Annotated in this window: 17 protein-coding genes; 13 read left to right on the top strand and 4 right to left on the bottom strand. The window is 40.0% G+C overall.

Translation table 11 applies throughout. The features are described from left to right. The first annotated feature begins 3 nt into the window (after window positions 1-3). From B1C82_RS06730 to B1C82_RS20805, 12 genes are all read left to right on the top strand, one after another. Window positions 4-1,230 (top strand): LL-diaminopimelate aminotransferase, encoded by a 1,227-nt coding sequence (locus B1C82_RS06730; RefSeq protein ID WP_086446819.1) that lies wholly within the window; start codon window positions 4-6, stop codon window positions 1,228-1,230. A gap of 224 nt (window positions 1,231-1,454) precedes the next feature. Beyond that, a complete protein-coding gene (locus B1C82_RS06725; protein WP_086446818.1) occupies window positions 1,455-2,474 on the top strand; it encodes an adhesin OmpL37 family surface protein in 1,020 nt (339 codons plus the stop codon). Next, window positions 2,474-3,133 carry a PROCN domain protein gene (locus B1C82_RS06720; RefSeq protein ID WP_086446817.1) on the top strand — a complete coding sequence of 220 codons (660 nt, stop codon included), beginning with the start codon at window positions 2,474-2,476 and terminating at the stop codon, window positions 3,131-3,133. The genes B1C82_RS06725 and B1C82_RS06720 overlap by 1 nt, the downstream gene beginning before the upstream one ends. 84 nt (window positions 3,134-3,217) lie before the next feature. Then, a complete protein-coding gene (locus B1C82_RS06715) occupies window positions 3,218-4,339 on the top strand; it encodes a PAS domain-containing protein (RefSeq protein ID WP_086446816.1) in 1,122 nt (373 codons plus the stop codon). A 288-nt stretch (window positions 4,340-4,627) separates the two neighbouring features. Continuing rightward, window positions 4,628-6,052, top strand: a complete 1,425-nt coding sequence (gene rho, locus B1C82_RS06710) for a transcription termination factor Rho (RefSeq protein WP_086446815.1) — start codon at window positions 4,628-4,630, stop codon at window positions 6,050-6,052. 22 nt (window positions 6,053-6,074) lie between these two features. After that, on the top strand, window positions 6,075-6,275 hold the full coding sequence (gene rpmE, locus B1C82_RS06705; RefSeq protein ID WP_008592280.1) for a 50S ribosomal protein L31: 201 nt from the start codon (window positions 6,075-6,077) through the stop codon (window positions 6,273-6,275). A gap of 199 nt (window positions 6,276-6,474) precedes the next feature. Beyond that, window positions 6,475-7,269, top strand: a complete 795-nt coding sequence (locus B1C82_RS06700; protein ID WP_086446814.1) for a pentapeptide repeat-containing protein — start codon at window positions 6,475-6,477, stop codon at window positions 7,267-7,269. After that, window positions 7,256-7,447 (top strand): hypothetical protein, encoded by a 192-nt coding sequence (locus B1C82_RS06695; protein ID WP_086446813.1) that lies wholly within the window; start codon window positions 7,256-7,258, stop codon window positions 7,445-7,447. Before B1C82_RS06700 ends, B1C82_RS06695 begins: the two co-directional genes overlap by 14 nt. Before the next feature lie 108 nt (window positions 7,448-7,555). After that, window positions 7,556-7,873, top strand: coding sequence for a hypothetical protein (locus B1C82_RS06690; RefSeq protein ID WP_086446812.1), 318 nt, complete (start codon window positions 7,556-7,558; stop codon window positions 7,871-7,873). Window positions 7,874-8,000: 127 nt separating this feature from the next. Beyond that, window positions 8,001-9,086, top strand: a complete 1,086-nt coding sequence (locus tag B1C82_RS06685) for a WG repeat-containing protein (RefSeq protein WP_086446811.1) — start codon at window positions 8,001-8,003, stop codon at window positions 9,084-9,086. Between the two features lie 64 nt (window positions 9,087-9,150). Continuing rightward, a complete protein-coding gene (locus B1C82_RS06680) occupies window positions 9,151-11,022 on the top strand; it encodes an esterase/lipase family protein (protein ID WP_234008498.1) in 1,872 nt (623 codons plus the stop codon). Between the two features lie 132 nt (window positions 11,023-11,154). Further along, the gene (locus B1C82_RS20805; protein ID WP_234008497.1) at window positions 11,155-11,598 is read left to right on the top strand and encodes a hypothetical protein; all 444 of its coding nucleotides are present in this window, start codon (window positions 11,155-11,157) and stop codon (window positions 11,596-11,598) included. A 113-nt stretch (window positions 11,599-11,711) separates the two neighbouring features. On the opposite strand, the gene B1C82_RS06670 is transcribed toward B1C82_RS20805, so the two are convergent. The 3 genes from B1C82_RS06670 to B1C82_RS06655 form a co-directional block, all read right to left on the bottom strand. Further along, complete coding sequence (locus B1C82_RS06670) at window positions 11,712-12,350, bottom strand: TetR/AcrR family transcriptional regulator (RefSeq protein WP_086446810.1); 639 nt, start codon at window positions 12,348-12,350, stop codon at window positions 11,712-11,714. Window positions 12,351-12,360: 10 nt separating this feature from the next. Beyond that, the gene (locus B1C82_RS06665) at window positions 12,361-13,362 is read right to left on the bottom strand and encodes an SDR family NAD(P)-dependent oxidoreductase (protein ID WP_086446809.1); all 1,002 of its coding nucleotides are present in this window, start codon (window positions 13,360-13,362) and stop codon (window positions 12,361-12,363) included. A 710-nt stretch (window positions 13,363-14,072) separates the two neighbouring features. Further along, window positions 14,073-15,170: an AraC family transcriptional regulator gene (locus B1C82_RS06655; protein WP_086446807.1), complete on the bottom strand. Its 1,098-nt coding sequence runs from the start codon at window positions 15,168-15,170 to the stop codon at window positions 14,073-14,075. A gap of 303 nt (window positions 15,171-15,473) precedes the next feature. On the opposite strand from B1C82_RS06655, the gene B1C82_RS06650 reads away from it, so the two are divergent. Beyond that, a complete protein-coding gene (locus tag B1C82_RS06650) occupies window positions 15,474-17,228 on the top strand; it encodes a C45 family autoproteolytic acyltransferase/hydrolase (RefSeq protein ID WP_199775843.1) in 1,755 nt (584 codons plus the stop codon). 156 nt (window positions 17,229-17,384) lie between these two features. On the opposite strand, the gene B1C82_RS06645 is transcribed toward B1C82_RS06650, so the two are convergent. Next, window positions 17,385-18,449 (bottom strand): Lcl C-terminal domain-containing protein, encoded by a 1,065-nt coding sequence (locus B1C82_RS06645; protein WP_086446805.1) that lies wholly within the window; start codon window positions 18,447-18,449, stop codon window positions 17,385-17,387. Window positions 18,450-18,529: the final 80 nt, after the last annotated feature.

Below are 18,529 nucleotides of genomic sequence, written 5' to 3'. Positions count from 1 at the left end.
TCAATGGCAAATATAAACGAAAATTATCTAAAATTAAAAGCCGGATATCTTTTCCCGGAAATCGCAAGAAGAGTAAAAGTTTATTCGGAAAAACATCCAAACTCAAAGATCATCCGATTAGGAATAGGAGACGTTACTCTTCCATTAGCTCCTGCTGTCGTGGATGCACTTGTTTCTTCTTCCAAAGAAATGGGAACTCCGGAAGGTTTCCACGGATATGGACCTGAACAAGGATATTCTTTCTTACTAAAAGCGATCGCAGATAATGATTATGCTCCTCTTGGTGTAAAACTAGACGAAAGCGAAATTTTCGTATCCGACGGATCCAAATGTGACTGCGGGAATATCCAAGAAATATTCTCTCAGGATGCAAAGATAGCGATCGGAGATCCTGTATATCCGGTGTATGTAGACACTAACGTGATGGCGGGAAGAACCGGAGAAGCTGGTCCTGACGGAAGATATGCTAATCTGATCTATATGCCTTCTACAAAAGAGAACGGGTTCCAGCCTGATTTTCCTAAAGAAAGACCGGATTTAATCTATTTATGTTTTCCTAATAATCCAACCGGAACAGTTGCTTCTAAAGAATCTCTGAAGGCTTGGGTAGAATACGCTAAAAAGAATAATAGTATCATTCTTTATGATTCTGCATATGAGGCATTCATCTCTGAACCTGGAGTTCCAAGATCCATTTACGAGGTAGAAGGAGCAAGAGAGGTCGCGATTGAATTCCGCTCCTTCTCCAAAACTGCAGGATTTACAGGACTTCGTTGTGCTTATATAGTTATCCCTAAAGAATTAAAGGGAAAAACAAAAGACGGCCAGGAAGTTTCGATAGGACAACTTTGGAGCAGAAGACATACCACTAAGTTCAATGGTGTTTCTTATGTGACCCAAAAAGCGGCAGAAGCGATCTATTCTCCTCAAGGTAAAAAAGAGATCCGAGCAAGTATCGATACTTATATGAGTAATGCAAAATTAATCCGAGAAGGATTGATCAAGGCAGGATACGACGTCTTCGGAGGGGTGAACGCACCTTATATCTGGCTCAAAACTCCGAATAATCTTAGCTCTTGGGATTTTTTCGATCAACTTTTGGATAAGGCTCAGGTGGTAGGAACTCCAGGCTCTGGCTTCGGACCTGCGGGAGAAGGTTATTTTAGACTTTCTGCCTTCGGTAAAAAGGACGACGTGATCGAAGCAATCCGCCGTATCAGTTCTTTGTGACAAGACGCCGAGAGTAGTGAGTCGCAGCGTTTTTAGGCACGCAGAGCCACAGAGACACGGAGGGTTTTGTTTGGGGTTTAATAAAATTTAAACTCTTCTCTGCGTCTTAGCGCCTCTGCGTGATCATTAGCGCTGCGTCTCCTTAAACTTTGCGTCTCTTTTCCCCAAAAAAAAGAGAATATACATTTTGAAACCCTGCCGATAGACTACTAGTAGGGAAAGCTATGGGTTCGAAATATACACGCATTCTTCTTTTTATATTCGCTGCGGCGCCGATTTTTTTCACGGATAGGACTTACGCTGTTTCTCCGGACCAGACAAACCTCGCGATCCTGATAGATGAGAATAAGATAAATATAAAGTTCATCAATATCTGCGTGAGTAATCTTGCACCACCATTGGAAGAGGGTGGAGGACCTAAGTCTCAGGCAGGAGTGGCGACTGCTGCGGAAAATGCTCAGTCGGGGCAAACCACAACTGCAAGCGGACAGACGGAACTTTTCAAAAAACTGAATACTATAGACAATTACAGATCATTCAAGAAGGCAAACCAAGCCGACTTCAACGGAAATATGTGGTATTTCCAAAGTAATTACAGTTTGTCTTATAAAAACTTGAAATCCGCGCAAGGGGAGATGAAAGATATCTTCCAAGTGGTTCACGAAAATTATATCAAAACTGCTCGTATCCTTTTAGAAGCAGCATCTCCGATGATCATTCGTTCTAACGATAAAATTGCACAACATTTATTGAAACTCGGATTTAGAGATCTAAAATCTTCAGAAGATAATTTTACAAGCGCTTATAATTCTTCTCCTTATCAATTCAGAGTGAAACTTGTACTTTTTGGAGAAGGGATCAAGGTGGCAAGAAGAGCCAGAAGATTTGCACTTCTTGCGATGATTGCAGCTAAGACTCCTAACGACGATAAACGTGAGTTCCAATTTGTGAACTTGGACGAAGTGCGAAACATCGCAGAGAAGGAAAATATTTCCGACTATGATCGTATCAGAAACACTCTCATTGATTATATAGACAACGAATTACTTTCTCCAAAAATTGCTCCTCCGGGAGAAGGAAAAGATAATCCAGTGGATCTACTCGAAGTTCATGATGATAATTATAGTTTTATCACGAACGGAAGGGTTTCTTTTTTAGAAAAAAGTAATGAAGAGATCCGAGTAGACGATATTAAAGCGAAAGAGACTTTACCTCCTGTTCCTACACAAGGTGGAACCAACTAATGGATCTTCCTACTCCAGCCGAAATCATGTCCCTTAGAGTGAAGGGAGGCCGATTTTGGAAATGGTTGCTAGTATTTTCGCTGATCGCGGTAACAATACTGGCAGGAAGGATTTATTCTTCTCAGTCTACACAAGGATTTCGAGAAAGAAAAAAATCAGTAGATTCAAAAGTTAGGATCCTAAGAGAGATCGGGAATTCATTCGAATCCTCGGAACTTAGAAAAGATCTTCAAAAAATTGAAAATTATTCTGCAGACCTAAACTCCGCCTCAAAAGCAGGGAGTGTTCAAGAAAAATCTGACAGCCTAGCGTTACTCGAAAGAGCGCTTCCTGAATCGATGAAACGTTGGTCAGAATTCGCGGAAACTTCTTCGGATAAATTACTTCAGCATGTTGCAAAAGAGTCTCGCTTCTTAAAAATGGAGACAGAGGAACATCATCCTTTATCTGCAAAAGAAGAAGAAAGAGCAAATGATTATTTCAGAATGGCAAGAGAAGAATGGCTTTCAGGGAACAAATTTCGCAGAGACGGAAATCATCTTTACGCATTAGTGCTATATAAAAGATCCTTAAAATACTCTTTATCCAGCTTAAAAGTATCCAAACTTCCTTATCCGGAAGAATACAAAAAAGCCGCAGACCGCCTTATAAAAAACTAGTCTCAGCGGATAAAAAAGTAGAGGCATTTTCTCGCTTAGGCTTCAAAAGAAGTCATTCCGGAGGAAAATATCCTCCTTCTTCCAATGAGAATCGAAGTTTTATATAAATTTTTTCTCTATAGCCCTGCCAGTCATTTACCTGTTTGGGAAGAAGGAACAGGCTTACTCGGATTACTCCCCAAAGAAAGAGTTCTAATGGAACTCGCAGATCTAAGCGCTTCCGAAAGGGAATTCGAAAGAATTCCGGAAGATTTCTTGATCCGAGAAATTCCAGAAACCGTTCTAGCATTTTTTCAAAAACAAAGAACCATACCTGTATTAGGTCCTTTGGGAGAAAAATTAGAAGATTGGGACAAACCTAGGTTTCTCGCAGAACTTAGCAGATCTTCTTGGATGGCTAAGGAGACAGAAAAACCAAAGGTTTCTCCTCAAAAATCCGAAGAAGAAAAAGCAAAACAAAGCCAATGGTTTATGGAAGTACTTCTCCAAAACTTTCCAGATGGATTAATTGCTACAGATCTGGATGGACATACAGTATTCTATAACGAGACATTCGAAAAAGATATACTGGTCAAAAAATGGTTTAGGGATAGCATTCTTCAGGCAGAAAAACTATTAAAAGAAATGTCCAAGGACCTACTTGGAAATTATCTAAAAAACCACGAACTCAGATTAGAGGAAGGAAGACTTTCCGTTCAGACATTTCTTCCCGACTTGGACTCTATCGTAAGGGTTTCCATCCTAAAACAAAAAGGAAAGCCTCTAGGCTATCTGTATCACTTCTCCCCGGCTTCTGCCAAACTAAATAGCCAAGATGGAGAAGGAATGGAATTCCCATCTGTCACCGAAGCGTTCAATCAAAAACTTCCACTCGAGACAATGTTAAAAGAAGTGGAAGGAAGTTATATTTATCATACACTTAAAAGAAACCAAGAGAATGTTTCCCATGCTGCCTTAGATCTGGGAGTGCCAAGAACCACTCTGCAAAATAGAATTAAGTTTTTGGATCTAACCAGTAAGTTTAAATTGAATAAGGACCAGCCGATTCCTAGAAAGAAAACAGGCAAACAGAGTCCTCCTAAAAAGGCAGCTCAGCAAACAAACAAACCTGCGGTTCTAGAAGCCAAACTGAAAACTGCCTCTAAAAAAAAGGCCGTAAGTTCTAAGAAAAAATCCGCGTCTAAAAAAAGGACAAAGCAAAAATAAAAGCCTTGACAGAGTTTGTAATCTGGAAATAGTCCACTTAAGAGCCGACCCTTTCCTCTCTTCCGAGCAACTAGCTCGTTTGAAAATAAGGGATTCCCCCGGTCGCTTAAGAGTCTGTCCCAAAGGTCCAGATTCTTGAAGCCCGAAACTAAAACTCATAGGCAACTTAAGTTTTATAACGGATTATAAAAAAAGAACCGACTACCCGGATCCTTCAAAACCCGCTCTTAATCGAATAAAAAATGAATACAGGAAGGTTCTCCTTCCAAATCCAATTAACGGTATTCCATGGCTAACCCAAGACGAGACTCCAAGCCCCGAAACAACTATCAAAACAACAATAACGACGCACAAAACGATAATAACGAAGAAGAACCGAATTTACCGGAAGATGATCCGGAAACGGCTGAGATTCGTTCCAGGAAAAGACGTCGTGGTTCCTACGAGGGACCTACACCTGCTCCTATTGATTTAGTAGCACTTAAAAAAACATCCATAGCAGAACTGATCGAAGTCGCTAAGAACCTTGGCGTAGAGAATACAGGCGGACTAAAAAAGCAAAACTTAATATTCGCCATTCTACAAGCCCAAGCGGAGAGAGAAGGACAGGTCCATGCTGCAGGGGTAATGGAAAGATTACCTGATGGATATGGTTTCTTAAGATCTCCTGATTATAACTACGTTCCAGGTCCGGATGATATTTATGTATCTCCTTCTCAGATCAAATTATTTGGTCTAAGAACGGGAGACACGGTCGAAGGACAGATCCGTCCTCCAAAGGAATCCGAAAGATTCTTCGCAATGCTCCGTGTGGAAACCGTAAACGGATACACACCGGATGTAGCAAGCAAACGTGCGTTATTCGACAACTTAACTCCACTTTATCCGAACGAAAGATTGAGAATGGAACATGATCCTTCTCAACTAGACACAAGGATCGTAGATCTAATGTGTCCTATCGGCAAAGGACAAAGAGCACTAATTGTTGCGCCACCTAGAACAGGTAAAACAATCCTGATGCAGAACGTGGCAAACGCGATTACTAGCAACCACCCAGAAGTTACCCTAATCGTACTACTTATTGATGAGCGTCCGGAAGAAGTAACCGACATGGCAAGAAACGTTCGCGGAGAAGTGGTATCTTCTACATTCGACGAACCTGCTACCCGCCACGTGCAAGTTGCTGAGATGGTGATCGAAAAGGCAAAAAGACTCGTGGAACATGGAAGAGATGTGGTCATTCTACTCGACTCCATTACCCGTCTGGCCCGCGCTTATAACCAAGTAATTCCTACTTCCGGAAAAATACTCTCGGGCGGTGTGGACTCAAACGCACTTCACAAACCGAAAAGATTCTTTGGGGCCGCAAGAAATATCGAAGAGGGTGGGTCACTTACCATCATCGCGACTGCGCTTGTGGATACCGGGTCCAAAATGGATGAGGTGATCTTCGAGGAATTCAAGGGAACTGGTAATATGGAAATCCACCTGGATCGGAAGTTATCCGATAAGAGGATTTTCCCGGCAATTGACATCAATAAGTCCGGAACCAGGAAGGAAGAGCTACTTCTACCTAAGGAAACCCTCCAGAAGGTCTTTGTACTCCGAAAAGTACTTTCTCCCATGAGCATCACAGAAAGCATGGAATTATTACTCGAGAAGATGAGACAGTCTAAGACTAACGAGACCTTCTTGGGCAGCATGAACGCCTAAATAGGTCCGAAAAGGGGACAACATGAAAACAGACATCCATCCTAAATACGCTGACGCTAAAATTCGCTGCGCTTGTGGTGCGGTTTACGAGACTCGTACTACCGTTGGAGATATCCACGTGGAAATTTGCTCCAACTGTCACCCATACTTCACCGGAAAATCCAAAATCCTGGATACAACTGGTCGAGTAGACAAGTTCAAGAAAAAATACAAAATTTCCTAATCGAGATTTTAAGGCTCGGGGCGTCCCCTCCGCATATTATGCGAAGGTCGGGCTTCTCCGGGCTGCGCTAACGCTTCGGTCGCTTCGCGACTGCTTCGCACCACTCCAAATCCCTGACGCATTCAAAAAAGCGGATCTTCCTCACTAAAAGTGCTTTCCTCCTTCATCAACAAAGTCTAATCTAAGAAAGGCAATCATCATGTCAGTAATGGATTTTAACAGATACAAAGAGATCAACGATCAAAGGCTCAACTATAGAGAAATGGAAGACGCAACCGTTGTTTCCAACTATAGAAACGTGGGTTGTGGAGATGGGTATCGTATCTATCTCAAAATAGATGAGAACAGAAAAGTAACAGACGCAAGTTATACTACCACTGGTTGTGGGTTCGGGATCGTGGCACTTGCAATGGCAACTGAGATTGCTAAGGGTAAAACCATAGACGAACTCAAAAATGTCACTACTGACGATGTAGAAAAACAATTCGAGTTTCCTGAACGTCGTAAAAATTATCCTGAGTCAGCAGTAGCAGCTCTCCAACAAGCGATCCATGATTATGAAACTGGAGCAGGAGTTCCAAAAGAAAGAAGGATCACCGCAGCCAAAGCAAAAGAGATCCTTGCTGAAACCGGAAGTCTAAAAGGTCAGGACCTTTCTTCTATCATATTAGAAAAAGAAGATTTACATGGAGTGGATTTCTCCGGAGCAAATTTAAACAACGCATTCTTAACCAATTGTAATTTTGCAGGAGCCAATTTCGAAGGTGCAAGACTTCGTGGTGCATTCTTAAATGGAGCCGACCTAACAGGTGCCAATCTAAAAGGTGCAGATTTACGTTGGGCAAAACTTGCAGGAGCCAAAATAGAAGGCGCGGACTTTACAGACGCAGTATATGATATCGGCACTAGAGTTGATCAAAGACAAATTCATATTTTCTCTTCCATGAAGAAGGAAGGAAAAGATATTTATATGGAGAAACATGAAGCCGGGTGATAAAGCCAAACTGACCAAAAGAAGTTTTCTTTTAAAAGGGGTGATCGTGCTCACCGGCGCTCAGGTTGAGATCCAGGAAATCAATGGGGACAAAGTCTCCGTTCTCTACAACGATAGAGAAGGTTATCCTCATACAATCGAAGATCTCACACTCTCTGACCTCTCACCTATAGAATAATAATCAAGGTTCACACTCTCCCCGGCAAAAATGCAAATCAACTGAGTATCAATTGTTCTTTACAATATGCGCGAAAGTTTTTAGCTTCTTCGCGGGGAAATTAGAGAGATGATACAAAGAACATTCATTATTTTACTATTGGCTGTGGTTACAATCATGCCGGGAATATCCTGTTCATGGATGGATGATGTCCCAATCCTTACTTGGTTCGTGGAAGACGACGAGGAAGAAAGAAAACAATTCCATGATCTGTTAGTGTTGATTGCTATCTTATCCAATAACGGTCATAATGGAAATCTGACCGTTCAAAGTTATGAAGTAAAAACGAAAATGGCTTCTTTCTCTGATTCTAAACGGGCTGTATTTTGCTCTTTGCTACAAACTCAAGATCCTGAAGGATTTAGAACTTACTGTTTGAAGCCATAATCTAAGATTAACTAAAAAAAATTCGATTCACTCAGAGTCCACGAAGGGCACTTAGGGATTTTGAATCCCTAAGTGAAAAATAGAAGGAAAGCTGTCTTCTTTTGGAGTTAATTGGATTTTATAAGTTATGGTCCGAGCATTTTTAATATTTTTTCTGATTCAAAGCGTTTTAAATGCAGAAGAAATCATTCCTTCTCTCATGCCAGTTCCAGTTGGCGGGAATTTTTGCAGATACATAGATGAAGAAGGAAATTTTAAATTCAAAATCTATTACAAATGTTCTGATTTCGAATCTGACTTAGCCGTTGTATATGCACGGGATTATTCGCATATTCTTATCGATCAAAAAGGAAGAGAGATTCGAAAATTACCTTCCGGATACGAATATATAGGAGTAAAGAACGGAAAAATCAAGATTAGAAAAGATTGGCTTTTCGGAATGTTGAATTTGGACGGAAGTATCTTTATAAAACCCATATATTTTTCTTTGGGGTACGAATCTGAGGGAAGAATTGCTTACTGTATAAAACGATCACAAGGATGTGGGTACTTGGACCCAAGTGGGGAGAAAAAACTTGGCGGGGACTTTATCCAAGTAGATGATTTTAAAAATAAAGCAGCTAAGGTCCTTAGCAAAGAAAATCAAACGATAATCATGGACCAAGAAGGGAAATCTATTTTACCAATCGGTACGGAAGCTCCCTGCGGTATCGGAGAAGGACTATTCCCAATAATTTCCGGACCAAACAAAGAGATTCGTTATTACAGTTTAGATGGAAAATCGAAAGATCTACCTAAGGGTGTAAGACTAGTATCTCCGTTTTCAGAAGGATTGTCATTTTTCTTCAAAGATCGTTCTTTTGGAATTTTAGATGAAAAATTTGAGATTCTCTGGGAAAAACCTTTCCCGGATCTAAATGACTATTTTGTATATGAGCATATTCCTGTAACTGATCGAGATAGGCAATACTCGGTATGTCATTTTCCACATCAGTATCGATCAGGATTTGCACTCATTCGTCGAAATGAAGCACCTTATTATTATGAATTTTGGGATACGAAGGGAACAAAGCTTGGAACAGTAGGATTTACTGACGCACAACCTTTTCGAGGAAATCTTGCAAAAGTAGAATTTGCAAAAGAACATCTGATTTACCACGGCATCTTAAATCGTTCGGGCAAGATCATTTATACTTATTTTAAAACAGATTGAATTCATCCAGGATCTTACCCAAATAAGAGATTGCAATTTGCCCTAAAAAGATTCTTTAGAGAAAGTGATCCATTTCCAAAAAAGAATTAGGGTTCTTTTATTCTCGACCGTATTCTTGCTCGAATGCGGGACAACTTATTCCACGTTCTCATATTCCAAATACGAACAGATCCGTGCTGTCCGCGAGAATGCGATTTCTTCCGAAAATTTAAGTCTGATTACCACCAGGTTTTTAAAAAGTAACGATCTATACAAAAGATACCAAGAGGCTCCGAGAGTAGTTATTTACGATCTAGATAATAGATTGATGGCCTTAAAAACAAGAGAGCTTGCCTATTATTTATCAGAGTTATGTTATCATGTAGGTTCTGAGCTGGACCTGGAGGATCCAATGTTCGCAAGAATGTTTGCTTCTTCTTTAGTATATTCATATACTTATTTATTTGATAAGAAGGCAATTCCAGCTGCGGATCCATTCTCCATGGAATTCAGATTTGCTCTCGAAACGTATAATAGATCGCTCGCTCAATTGGTTCGGTTTGCCAAAAGAAATCGAAAACTTGCTAATTTAACAGATCTAAATCTTCCACTCATAAGAGGTACACTCTCTATGACCAGGGCGGAGGTAGAAACAGCTTGGACGCCGAAAAATTTTCTGGAAGTGGAAGTGGCTTACGATTATAAAAACGCAGGCTTCTCCAACCAGATTAGCAAATTCGGCATAGGTACACCTCTTATACTCATCCGAAAACATCCAGAAAAAGAACCAGTCGAAAGAAGAAAATATGAATTCGTAGCTGGAGTAGGCCAAGCATATCCTGGAACAGCATTACTCACCTTAGAGGAATCTTATTTAGAAAATCGTAATTTAACTTTAAAATCAGTTATCCATCTATACGATCCGGTGCATAGAGATAGAGTCCAATTTTCCGGATTGGATCTTCCAATGGAAAGTGATACAACCACTCCACTTGCATATATGTTATCAGGAGCAGAGAAGAGAGATGATTTTTTTGCGAAGTTTGACGGAGAAGTGGGGTTAGAAAGAAAAGGGCTCTATTTGGTGTATCCTTACAGAAAAGGAAAGATACCGGTTGTGTTTGTGCATGGACTTGCCTCTTCTCCTTTTATTTGGTTTCCTATGATCAACGAACTTTTGGCGGATCCAAAGATCAAGGACAACTACCAATTCTGGGTTTACTGGTACCCAACAGGAAATCCGATCACAATTTCGGCTGCGGATTTTAGGGACACACTCAGAGACTTACGAAAAACGTATGATCCTAAAGGAGAAGATTTTTCCTTCGATAAGATGATGATTGTAGGCCATAGTATGGGTGGGCTTATTTCCAAACTTATGGTTACCAAAAGTAAAAAAGAAGATTGGATGAAAGTTGCAAATGTTTCCCCTGAAAAATTCGAACTGCTTAATTCGGAATCCAAAGAAGAAGTAAAAAGAGTATTCGATTTTAAACCTTTACCGTTTGTGAAGAGAGTAGTGTTTATAGCAACACCACATAAAGGTTCTAATCTCGCAGAAGGATTTTTGGCTTCTATCGCAAGGATCTTATTTGTACTACCTAAAGGTGCTCTTCATAATATTGGAAAAGCATACAAATTTCTTACCTCTGATTCAGAAGAAGAATCTATTCTTCCGGAAACATATGGAGTAGATGGGCTTTCTCCAAATAGTTTATTCATGAAAGTGACAGGAGAATTGAAACCTGAGATTCCATTTCATTCTATCATAGGGAATTCTAGATTTAGAGATCTGGAATGGATCAATGATTCGGTAGTTTCTTATGATAGTTCTCATTTGGATGGAGCAGAGTCCGAACTACTGATAGATTCGGATCATTCTGTCCAAGATCATATGCCTACCATTCTTGAAATCAAAAGAATTCTCTGGGAACATTCTGGAATTTCCAAAAGATAGTTTCGTCGTTCCTGGTCCGGCCTTCCGTTTTAAAAATCAATATTTTATTTACATATAATATTATAAATATATAATATTATATGTAAAAATTTAGCTCCGCGCTCCTTTGGGGGCGTGTATTTAAAATGGTATATGAAGTATTTTTTATATTTAATTTGGGATAAAAATATTTTTAGAAAAAATGTGCAAATAGATTTACTTCAAACACGGGCCTGTTTTTCATTCGAAAAAAATATGAGAGATTTTTTGATGTTTAAAATTTTTGTGTCTGTATTGTTGGTGCTTAGCGTTAGTTTTGTTAGTACTTCTTGTTCTGATCTCGAAGACCTTAATCCATTCGATACTCAGGAAGATGTAGATCAGAAAGCTATGGATAACTTTATTAAACTTTGGTTTATCGTCGTTGCAACTGGGCAAGCAATGGCAAATAATCCTCCATCCTGGTTTCCTACTTCTTCAAGTGTAGAGGAAGCCAAAGCAGAATGGGATGCATTAGATCCTATTAAAAAAGCAGAAGCGTGTGCAATTGCATTTGCTAGCGGAGAAAAACCTCCTGTGGAGCTTTGCACAAAATAGAAAGCGAATCAACTCGGATCGGTGGCGTGATGTAAATTCCTTGGTCAGCGCGCTACCGGTCTTTACTTTTGGAATTAAGTTACGGATGCATTTATAAGATAGTATAAGTAAGTTTAATAGTTCATTCCTTTCCAAAGCCAATCGAAGGATTCGGAAAGTGTCTGGTTCAATTCTCCTTCTAAAAGCCAAAGATTTTTGTTTAAGAATGCTTCCTTAACTTCTTTGGGAGGGTTATGGTGTTGCCAAAGCATCAGACCTAAAAAATAAAAGCGTAATATAAATTTTCTGGCGTTTGCGATTGTTAGTCCGGTTTCTCTGGAGAGCCAAATCCTCGCCAGTTCATCCATTCCGTCGGAAGTATTCTTTTTGAATTCGTACAAAAAATTTTGATCTACATTACTTTCTAAAATTCCGGGAATGATTAGGCCAACGAACATGAAGATCTCGTTTTCAGAAAACTGACTAATGATCTTTTCCTTCAGTTTAGCCAAAGAATATTCAGGCCCTTGTAGCAAATCTGCCATTTCCTTAAAAAAGGATTCGGTTTCTTGTAAATGAAGTGTAAGGAAAATTTCTTCTCTGGTCTTGAAATAAAAGTAGATCACACCCTTGGTGACTCCTGCAGCTTCCGCAATCTCTTGGGTGCTAGGAAGGGGATGTTTTTGTTTTACGAGAAGTCCCCGCAAGGCAGCCACAATTGACTGCTTGCGGATTTCCTTTTCTTCTGGCCTTCTGGCTCTTTTTTTATCCACTCTCTGGAAACTATACGGCAGCGGACAACATCCAGTCAACCGTCTCTTGGAGTGATTTTTTAACCGGCATAGGTTTCCATTGGAATTCTTTTGCCAATCGATCTGAGTTATACTCTTGTTTTCTTTGCAGGTAATCTTGCACTATCTCAGAATTGATCTGTCTATCCAAACCTGTGACCGCATGTTTGAATGCATCCAGATAGGGCATTACACGAACGATAAAGGATGGAAGTTCCTTACCGGTTGTTTTTGCTTTTGGATGGATCTCTTTGACTAACTTACAAACTTGAGAAACAGAAAGAGTTTCTCCAGTAGCAATATATCTTCCTTGGGCAGCTGGATTTTCATAAGCCAAGATATGCGCCATAGCAACATCTCTTACATCCACATAAGAAAAAGTCATCTTAGGTGCGAATGGAAGTTGTCCTTTTAAGATATCTTGGATCAGTTTTAAGGAAGAAGTAGGTTGAGTGAACTGAGGTCCTAAGATAGTTCCAGGCAAAACAGTTACAAGATTCAATCCTAATTTTTGGGAAATTTCCCAAGCCAGTTTTTCTGACTGGGTCTTAGAAATAGCATAAGGTTCTTTTGCAGAATCGTTCCATGTGGATTCATTCAGAGGAGATTCTCCTTCCGCAATTGTTCCTACAGCAGCAATGCTGGACGTATATACAACTTTTTTGATCCCAGCCTTATGTGCTTCTTCAAGAATATTTCTAGTTCCGTTGATATTTGGTTCTACTACTTCTTTTTGGGGATCTTTAGCGGTCAGATTGAAAGCCGCAGCCACTTGAAATAGTCCATCTTGTCCTTGGAGCGCTTTTCTAAGAGATTCTCTATCGCCCAGATCCGCAGAGACCAATTTCACTCCTAACTTTTTCAGGTTAGAAGTTTTCTTTGCGTCATTTACATCTCTAGCTGCAGCAGTTACCTCATAACCTCTTTCTTGAAGAAGTTTTACTAAAGAAAAACCCAAGTGCCCACTGGCACCAGTTACCAATACTTTTTTCACGAGCTATACCTCATTAATTAATATACCATTGGACTATAAATAATATACTAATAGTCAATTATTTTTTAAAAAGGAAACAGAAAGATGGGAAATCGATTTTTCAAACTGCTAAAATTACTGTCATTTTGGCGCTATTTTGTTAGGCTCAGAAAGAACGAAATGGGGAAGTTTTGAAAGTCTATTCCACCATTCTTCAAATTACTTGGCAGAGAGTGATGAAATACTAATGCTTGTACGGCGGTATTCTGATGCGAAAATTGAACCTTTATTTCGGTATCATTCTATTTATAATATTTATAGCTACTGGACTTTATATGCGATTCTCTTTTCGTCCGGAGCATATGAACGATCTTGTCGCCAGAATGGAAATTCGTTCGAATCATATTTATATACTTTTCATTTCTTTACTGAATATAATTTCTTTTGTGGTTATTGGCTCTGATCGATCGATATTGGTCCTTAATTTAAATAGATTCTCTCGATCGTTATTCATCATTTCAGGGATTCTATCTGTATTCGCTTTTGTTTACGAACACAATGGCACTTTGCAAGGACGGGCATTGACTTTTTATTGTATTTTATTTTCGCTCATCGGAACTGTTTTTTTTCTTATTACATATGCACTTTCGTTCCAAATGAATTCTAAAGAAAAATGGAAATAGTTCGTTTACATTTTGAAAATTTAGCTTAATAGCCGATGTAAGTGTTTCTTATTTAGATTTTGTATTCTCTTTCCTATATAATGCTGGTGACATCCCAATAAATTTTACGAATTGAGAATGAAAGGTAGATTTGGAGTTGAAACCAACTGCGAAAGCAATATCTAATACTGAGGTTTCAGATTCTTCCGTTAAACGTTTGCAGGCTTCTTGCACTCTGTATCGATTGATTAGTTCATAAAAATTCATTTTATGAACTTCGTTTAAGTATCTGGAAGTTTGGTGTAGATTTAACCCAAGCTCCGCAGCCAGGTCTACCAATCTCAATTCGCTATCTCTGTATAAGTTTTTGATTTCTAAAAGTTCATTCAGTTTGGAATTGGCTGCTTCTATTTCTTTGGAAAGAAGAGGAGTGTTTTGGTATTTAGCGCTTTGGATGACTTCGGTGATTTCACTGAAAAATCCCGGGTGCCTTTCTCTGACCAAGAAGAGCAGAAATACCATGACGCAGATAAGCGAGGCTCCAAGATCAAATAAGTATTTGTTTTTTAGAAAGTAAGCAGTTCCTATCAAACTGTTCGCAAATACGGGAAGAAGTAATACTAACCATACTAGTTTTAATTCGTACATTTCGTATCTTTTACTCACCTTCCGGTAGAGATAAAGGCAGAATAGGGAATACACGGAAACCTGGATGCTTGCAATAAAACTTCCTAAGTGAGCCCAATCCAGTCTGAATTCCTTGGCTCCTTGAATAACCTGAGCTTTCAGTTCTGAGTTATCTTGGGAGAAAAAAATACATTCGAAGATGGTAAATAGTAAAACGGGAGAAAAATGAAGTCCATAGCGGATGAATCTTTGTTTTGGACTTTCTTCTTCTGTTTCTAAAAAAGAACGGATATATGTATAAATTAGAGGGCCTACGAAAAGTACGCTGGTATGTAAGAATATAAATAGATAAGGAAATTCTAATAAGTCATCTTGCAGATACCAGGAGTATCGAAGTAGGATTGTTCCCGTGAGAATCATGATCAAGACTAAAATCCGATTCCCGGAGCCAGGACGGATGATTTCCAAATAGGCGTATAAAAATGCCGCTCCTGCTCCGAACTGCAGGAATTTCAGAAAAAATATATGTAGGTATTCCATAGTGAACTCTGTCCCTCCGTGCGAATCGAATGCAAAAACAAGTTTCGCGCATAGATCACGGAGCACACTGAGAAAAATATAAAATCTCTGTAGGACCTCCTACAAAATTGCCCCTAAAAAGGTTCTTGAACGGGCGAGAATTCTGTGATAGAGCAAGAGTCGCCTGAACGCGTAAACCACCGGCCCGGCTCCCACCCAGTAGGGTGGGGAATAATTCCCTTAAAATGTCCGATCCGATAAGTTCGGCTATCCGAACCTATGGAGGCGGTCGATACGCGGGAGAATATCTGTTATGATTGGCTCATGAATTCGGAAACATATCCACTGGCAGTATTACATCTTAAGGGTTCCCAAGAAGAGATGGGAAGACAATTCGGAGAGATCATGAGTGAGATCGGGCAGTTTGAGCCGATCTTTGATTTTTACCCTGTGATGGCCCGCAATCTGTTGTTGGGAAGTTTGCCTCGTAGCAATCGTAATTTTTTGGCAAAGGGTGCGACTTCACTTCTAGTGAATTGGATGTCCAGAAGAATGATGAAGCATAGGCCTTCTGAGTTTTCTGCTCGGACGATTGCGGCTTTAACTGCTGCAGGTCGCTCTGCGAAATTGGAAAAGGAACTGTTTACTATGGATTCTTTCCAGAACTCTGTTGGGTTTTTGGGTATGATCCAACTTCTTCCTGAGCTTGCGCATATGAATCCGGGCAGAAGTCCTCAGATGATCCCTGCTTGCACAAGCGTTGCAGTTTGGGGAGAACAAAGCCAGGACGGCAAATTGTATCATGCGCGCAATTTTGATTTTCCTGGTGTAGAAGTTTGGGACAAACGCCCGATCGTTGTTTTCTGCACTCCCGAAAAAGGTTTACGTTATGGTTATATTGCATGTAGAGGAGCAGATGTTCCAGGGATTACTGCGTTCAATGAAGCAGGTCTCACTATTGCATTCCATACTCGTTTTCATAAGAAGATAGGCTTTAACGGTTTGGGTGTAATTGATTTCGGTCACAAGATCATTTCAGAAGCAAGATCTATCGAAGAAGCTGTGAGTATCACGAAAAAACATAAGATCAATTCCACTTGGGGTTTGATCGTTACGAATCATAAGGAGAAGGGCCCAAAGGCTGTGATCATCGAGACCAACTATGGCAATGTGGATGTGGTTTATCCTAATTTAGGAAAGAATCATATAGTAAATACGAATCATTACCAAAGTGAGAAGTTACAAGACGGAGAGATTATGGCGGCTCCCGTTTTCTATCATCATTGTATCAGTCGTTTTGATCGAGCAGAACAACTTCTTTCTTCTCAAAAGAAAAAGAAAGGAACGAGTGTTGTCGACCTTCAGAATCTTCTGGATGATTCAGTCGATTGTTCCAGTGGAGAAATTCGCACAATGGGCTCTACGATCCGTCAGATAACTTCTGTAAAGTCTGTAGTGATGAGCGCAGAAGCTCATAAAATTTTTGTCTCAGTTGGTACTGCTCCCACTAGTAGTGGTCCTTATATGGAGATCCCTATGGTTTGGGGAGAACCTGGTTATAAACTTTTGGATCTTTCTAATATGAAAAAAGGAAAAGGGAAGAAGAAGGTCCCAGCTACGAAAAATCTAAAAGTAGGCTCTGCGATCCAACATTATAAAAAAGCAATGCTTATCAATGATGATCCAAAGATGGGAGGGATCGATGATATCCTTGTGGAATTGCAAAAAGCAAACGAGGAATTTGCAGGCAAGGATCCTTCTATCCTTTTCTTAGAGGCAATATTATATCTGGAAAAAGGGAATCTGAATAAGGCTGCGTTCTTATTGGAACAAGCTGAAAGTTTAGAGACTTCTTCTTTTAGAAAACAGCAAAGTGCATTGTGGCTGGCAAGAACTCAGTCAGTCTTGGGTAAACAAAAGATAGCAGATCATTTCTACGATAAGATCAAAAATTCTAAAACGGAATTTGCTACTCAGGTTTGGAAACAGAAAGTTTTCCAAGACAAGGGGAAATATTCCGCTAAAAAATTGAGACAGGTTTCTCCAAACTTTATTATCGTAGAGGCGAACGAGCTTTAAGAGAGGCTCAGAGGATAAAGAGTCACTGGGTTTTTCACACAGAGACACTGAGGCACGGAGATATGATTGTCGTTGGCATGTAGGAGTTCCTACATGCTCGATCAAACCTCTGTGTTCTTTGTGTCTCTGTGCGAGATTCTCCTATGGAATATTAGCTCAAGGGCCGGCTACGCAGCGGGCTTTCACGCTGGACGATTCTGTCTTTGCATATATATACATTTGATAGATCATTTGTGCGTGGGCGTTTGATAATGTGCCATTAAATGTGGTTCCAGTCCAAGAAATAGCTGCTTGGGCTCCATTTGGAAAAACGGAAATTGGAAGATTTGAATATCCTATGGAAGGCTCCGAAATGAAATAGGACTCTTTTATCGATGGGAGTCTCCAATCTGTTCTGGAGGCATAGTTTAGATTATTACAATAATCTAATGCTTGCTGCCAATTCAACGAGCCTGCGTTTCCGGTGCAAGAAGAGTCGTCTGTTTGTCCATACGCACATTTTTTGATTATAAGTCCAGAGTTCGTTTCTTGTATGGTTCCATCTCCCATATCTGTGAAACTCGCGTTAGGAGCCCTGGGCCCGGAAACACAGCGAACAGGAAAATTTGTAGTCTCATCCATGGGGGTTGCATTTCCACCGGAAGATACCAAATATCTCCCGAAGAATGGCACTGCTGCTGTGGATGTCCAACCTCCCGCCCCTTGTCCGTTTGGAAAATAAGTATTAGAAGTGTAAGTTGTTTGAGAATGATCGGAAAGTAGGGTCGATTCTCTGGCACTAGGAAGTCTCCAGATTCTTCCTGCAGTAGATAAGGAATTACAATATGCATTTGCAGCTTGCCAATATAAACTGATGCTGGATCCGATACAAGTGCTGCCATTCCATACCATACCGAATATACATCTTTGCCATATCAGTCCTGTACTTTCTTCTAGGATTGTTTCTCCCGAATCCTGGATTTGGAAGGAGAGTGGAGCTGGAGAGTTCGTAAATTCTCCATCTTCTCCTGTTCCGACGCAAGAGCGTGTTGCACCAGTTGTATCATAGCATGTAGCTTGGTTTGCATCAGGCAGTTTAAAAGAAGTTGCTGAAGGGCTTGCGGCACTTGTCAAACTCAGAAGAATCGAAGTTTCCGAGTTATAATTTTTATGATCTGGTTCACAATTCCAAAGCGTAAAGCACATAAGGAATAAAATACCCAGAGGTTTTGGTTTTTTCATTTTAGAAATTCCAATTTTAAAATATCTTCTAGTCTAATATATCTTAAGCGAGAAATGTCAGACAGTAGAAGGAGAAAATT

This window comes from Leptospira venezuelensis (genome assembly GCF_002150035.1).
Classification (GTDB): domain Bacteria; phylum Spirochaetota; class Leptospiria; order Leptospirales; family Leptospiraceae; genus Leptospira_B; species Leptospira_B venezuelensis.
The sequence above is the reverse complement of the archived record's forward strand: the minus strand, read 5'-3'. Positions and strand labels throughout refer to the sequence as shown.